General features: G+C 44.9%; 3 protein-coding genes and 3 pseudogenes. 1 reads left to right on the top strand and 5 read right to left on the bottom strand.

Translation table 11 applies throughout. The features are described 5' to 3' along the window. Positions 1 to 224 (bottom strand): annotated as a pseudogene (locus RMO52_RS06890) (hypothetical protein); the annotation flags it as partial. 394 nt (positions 225 to 618) lie between these two features. Here RMO52_RS06890 and RMO52_RS06895 point away from each other — a divergent pair. Next, positions 619 to 1,011, top strand: coding sequence for a hypothetical protein (locus RMO52_RS06895; RefSeq protein WP_309737855.1), 393 nt, complete (start codon positions 619 to 621; stop codon positions 1,009 to 1,011). A 59-nt stretch (positions 1,012 to 1,070) separates the two neighbouring features. On the opposite strand, the gene RMO52_RS06900 is transcribed toward RMO52_RS06895, so the two are convergent. The 4 genes and pseudogenes from RMO52_RS06900 to RMO52_RS06915 all read right to left on the bottom strand — a co-directional run. Next, positions 1,071 to 1,448, bottom strand: coding sequence for a hypothetical protein (locus tag RMO52_RS06900; RefSeq protein ID WP_310412195.1), 378 nt, complete (start codon positions 1,446 to 1,448; stop codon positions 1,071 to 1,073). 21 nt (positions 1,449 to 1,469) lie between these two features. Further along, positions 1,470 to 2,321 carry an Rpn family recombination-promoting nuclease/putative transposase gene (locus tag RMO52_RS06905; RefSeq protein WP_310412198.1) on the bottom strand — a complete coding sequence of 284 codons (852 nt, stop codon included), beginning with the start codon at positions 2,319 to 2,321 and terminating at the stop codon, positions 1,470 to 1,472. A gap of 86 nt (positions 2,322 to 2,407) precedes the next feature. Then, positions 2,408 to 3,634, bottom strand: a pseudogene (locus RMO52_RS06910) (polynucleotide kinase-phosphatase); the annotation flags it as partial. 19 nt (positions 3,635 to 3,653) lie between these two features. Beyond that, a pseudogene (locus tag RMO52_RS06915) lies at positions 3,654 to 3,772 on the bottom strand (ISKra4 family transposase); the annotation flags it as partial.

The raw sequence follows: 3,772 nt of genomic DNA on the forward strand, positions 1-3,772 counted from the left end.
GATTTATCGGGGTGTCTGAGTTGAGATTGTTGAATCAAGCGATGTGCCGTACTCTGATTGCCACCGAGTAATTTTAATAATTTTCGTTCTAAATGGGGATGTTGGGGTCGCAGCTTCCGATTGTTGAGATGATGTTGTCTGCTGCCGGATTTGGGCTGATTCTTAACCCATAGAAACAGTAACAAGCAGATTGCTAATGAGATGGCGATTGTAACACCAGACATATGATATTTAGATGAAAAAGTTGAATATTTGTCGGCAGTGCTACTGACAGCATAACTACAAATCTTACATTTTAGATCCGTGCGATCGCGGAAGTTTCGATCGGGATGAATCGACTATGGTGATAACTACCAAAGCAGTAATGGTATCCAAGGTCTCTACCCAACTTCTCAGCGCGGGGGATGGTTAGCAGTCGCTACTATTATTATAAACAATTATCGCGATCTATCTTGCTAAATTTAGGCTCGATCTTAGCCCACGGATAGGGATGCAACCGATCTTGACGAAAGTCACAATAGCTGGCAATAAATTCCCTCAAGATCGGTCGAGTTTTCCGAAATCATCCCGCTTGATGTTGAAGTTATCGTTATCTCCCCAACCAGATTAGAGGTTAGTATGACTCGACTACATCAGCTCGCTTTAGTTACAATTATCGGGCTTTCTGTGCCTACGGCGATCGTTACTTTTCAACCCACGCCCGTAATGGCTCAGGAACAACGACTCAGCGGTGTATTTGGCGATAATAAATGGACTGTGAGTATTTTTTACGAGCGCGATGCTTATCGATATACTGCTACCAAAATTGGCGATAAAACTGGCCTCGATCTCGCTGGGGCAACGATCGGTGGTACGCGCGATCGCCGAACTTATACTTGGAGTAATGGCGATACTAGATATCAAGCCATCTGGCAACAAAAAGATCCTGACTTTATCCGCGTGCGGGTGCTATCGCCTGGAGGGACGGAAATTTTCAATAGATTGCTCAAACGGCAGGAGGAGGGCTGTTAAATTAATTAATAATTAATAATTAGCAGCAAGCCGATATTCGATTGGTATGAGACTGGCGTTTAACTCGATCGATAAAGATCGGCGATGAATCGATATAATATTTTTTGAGAATTTGCCGATCGAATCGAATCTTTAGCGGGATGAAATAGTTCAGATATCAAAGGTAAAACTTCTGTATCTAAAGCATCCCGAAAAAAAGCCTTGGGTAAAATAAGTTGAGCCGCATCGCGCAGATCGTGGAGGAATTCTACATTAAAACTTTCGGGATTGGATCGTGCGATCGCTAATGGTCGCACCCAACAGCGATCGGAGATAGTAATAGTGTCTATAACCTCTGCAAATAAATGTAATTTCTCTCCTCGTCCCCCTGAGATTGGAGAATCGAGACAGACAATTCTGTCGGTTTTAAATTCGACTACTCGATTTTTCTCAGTCATTTTGGCAAATTCAGGCTCGATCTAACCCTCTAAAAACTCATTTAAATCGGCTAGAGTCGTAAAATCTAAAAGAGCCTCGCCCAAAGCTTCGACTCTTTCGATCGATAGGCTGCCGATCTGCGATTGAATGTTGGGAGTAAGAATTCCTAGCTTCTTAGTTAGTTGTCTGATCACTAATGCTCTTTCCTGTTGCAGTCCGCGCTCCAAGCCTTCTGCCAAGCCTTCTGCCAAGCCTTCTGCCAAGCCTTCTGCCAAAATATCTTGATAGATTACTGACTCTCTCACGATTTCTCTCCGTAATATCTGCTTAACTCGATCTCGATCCAACACTAACCCAGCTAATACCGCCGCAGTAGCTGCCAAGTCCGCTTGAACTTTTGGCGATTCGATCTCTTCAATCTTAGCGGCTACGCTCCTTAATACCAACTCAGGTGCATCAGTTTGTCCCAAACTGGCAAAAGGATACAATCCTGGCGACTGTAAAAATATTTGGGCGGGTTGTTCCCACAGTCGAATTACTTCAAACTGATGGCGAGTATGTTCGATTTCAAATGTGGTTCGATAGACTAACTCACTCGTCGTCCGAGTTAAGTAGATGACTATCTGTTTCATCCGTTTGGTCGGAAATTTGCGATAAGCCCTGATGCGATAGTCTAGCATCCGAAATGGCATCTCCCGATCGGGAACTGTCTGAAACTCCAGATGCAAAATTAAATCTTCATTAGCCAGCAAAATCAGACTATCGGCTCGAATTGGATCGACACTCAATTCTGTTGGCTGCAATTGAGTCAACGCAATACGTTCGCCAATCAGCCAACTAGCCAAATCTTCAGGAAAATGTTCGGCTAGATATTTACAAGTATTGTCATACATGCAGCAATAATTCTAATTCGATCTGAATGTATTATAAATCTTTAGTTATAAATTATTCATAATCTAAGTTTTAAGTAGAGAATATCTTACAGCCTAGGATCGATCGGTTCGCTTTCTAATGCTAATACGCCAAATACACACTCATGTACCTGACGTAACGGCAACCCCGCGACAAACCGTTCCAACGCCTCTACTCCCAATGCAAATTCCCGCAATGCCAGATTCCGCTTCGCACCCAAACCTCGCTGGCGCAGCCTGTCTAGATGTTCGGGGAGGTCGTACTCGGGGCCATAAATAATCCGTAGATACTCCGATCCTCGGACTTTAACCGCAGGTTGAATTAGACCTTTGCTACCAGAATTGATAAACTGCATCAGTTTGACGACCATCCCCTCGCCGCCAGCTTGGGTTAGTGTCTCCCACCATTGGGTAGCGGCTGTCACTGCTGCTTCGTCTTGAAGATTGACAGTGCGATGGGTAGAAGAAAGGAGGATCGGATCTGATTGACAGATTTGGGCGATTTGGTTCATATGCCAAAGATGGTCTTTGTCGGTATGTACCGTGCCCTCTGTTGCCATAATATGAAATGGTGCCAGTTTGAAATCTTCGATCGAGTCTACAGTCCAACAGTAGCGACGGTAAGCATCGACGTATTTGTGTGCCATACTCGATCGCATCTGTAATTTTTCGAGTTGGGGTGCGACTGCGACTCCGCGATCGAGTGCCTGTTGATATAATTGGGTGGCATAATCTAAAGCATGATTAGCGGCAGCACCAACAGGCGCATATTGACCTTGTAGCAAGCTTTGGGCTTTGGCAGACCACGGCATCAATTCGCAGTCCAGGCACGCCCAGTCTGTCTCTAAACGCTGCCAAAAGTCACAGGCAGTGAGCGCGGCTCGAACGCGCTCTAGAAATATAGTTTCTAGTTGTAAATTGTTGAAAAATCTGCGTCCCGTGCGGGTATAACAGATGCCGATGCCTTCCCCTGTAATCCCAAATCTTCTCTCTACAGCAGCTTCATCGCGACAGATGATGATTACCGCTCGCGAACCCATGTGTTTTTCTTCGCAGACGACTTCATTAATGCCGCTCGATCGATAATAATCAAAGGCTTCGGTAGGATATTCCAGATATCCTGGTAGCTTGGAAGTCGCCACGGGAGACATCGTAGGCGGCAGATAAATCAACCATTTAGGATTGGCGGCAAAGCGGCTCATTACTTCGAGAGCGGCAACAGATCGATCCGCCTGAATGGCAATATTTGCTTGCAGACGAGTATTAATAAACCTTTTACCCAAGACATCAGCAAGGGAGCATCCCACTTTTTATTTAGCGATCGCTAATTAATCTGTTAAGGTAGGCACAGCGATGGGCTAGTACTTGAGGAACATTTTCAAATTTCCACTGTGCCCCAGATATTTTAGTGCGACGGTCAATCTGTTTAATTG

Source organism: Chamaesiphon sp. OTE_8_metabat_110, from assembly GCF_031382685.1.
Classification (GTDB): domain Bacteria; phylum Cyanobacteriota; class Cyanobacteriia; order Cyanobacteriales; family Chamaesiphonaceae; genus Chamaesiphon.

Coding starts and splice junctions, on each gene's coding strand:
- RMO52_RS06905 (WP_310412198.1), bottom strand. CDS start 2,321: ATGTATGACAATACTTGTAAATATCTAGCCGAACATTTTCCTGAAGAT.
- RMO52_RS06900 (WP_310412195.1), bottom strand. CDS start 1,448: ATGACTGAGAAAAATCGAGTAGTCGAATTTAAAACCGACAGAATTGTC.
- RMO52_RS06895 (WP_309737855.1), top strand. CDS start 619: ATGACTCGACTACATCAGCTCGCTTTAGTTACAATTATCGGGCTTTCT.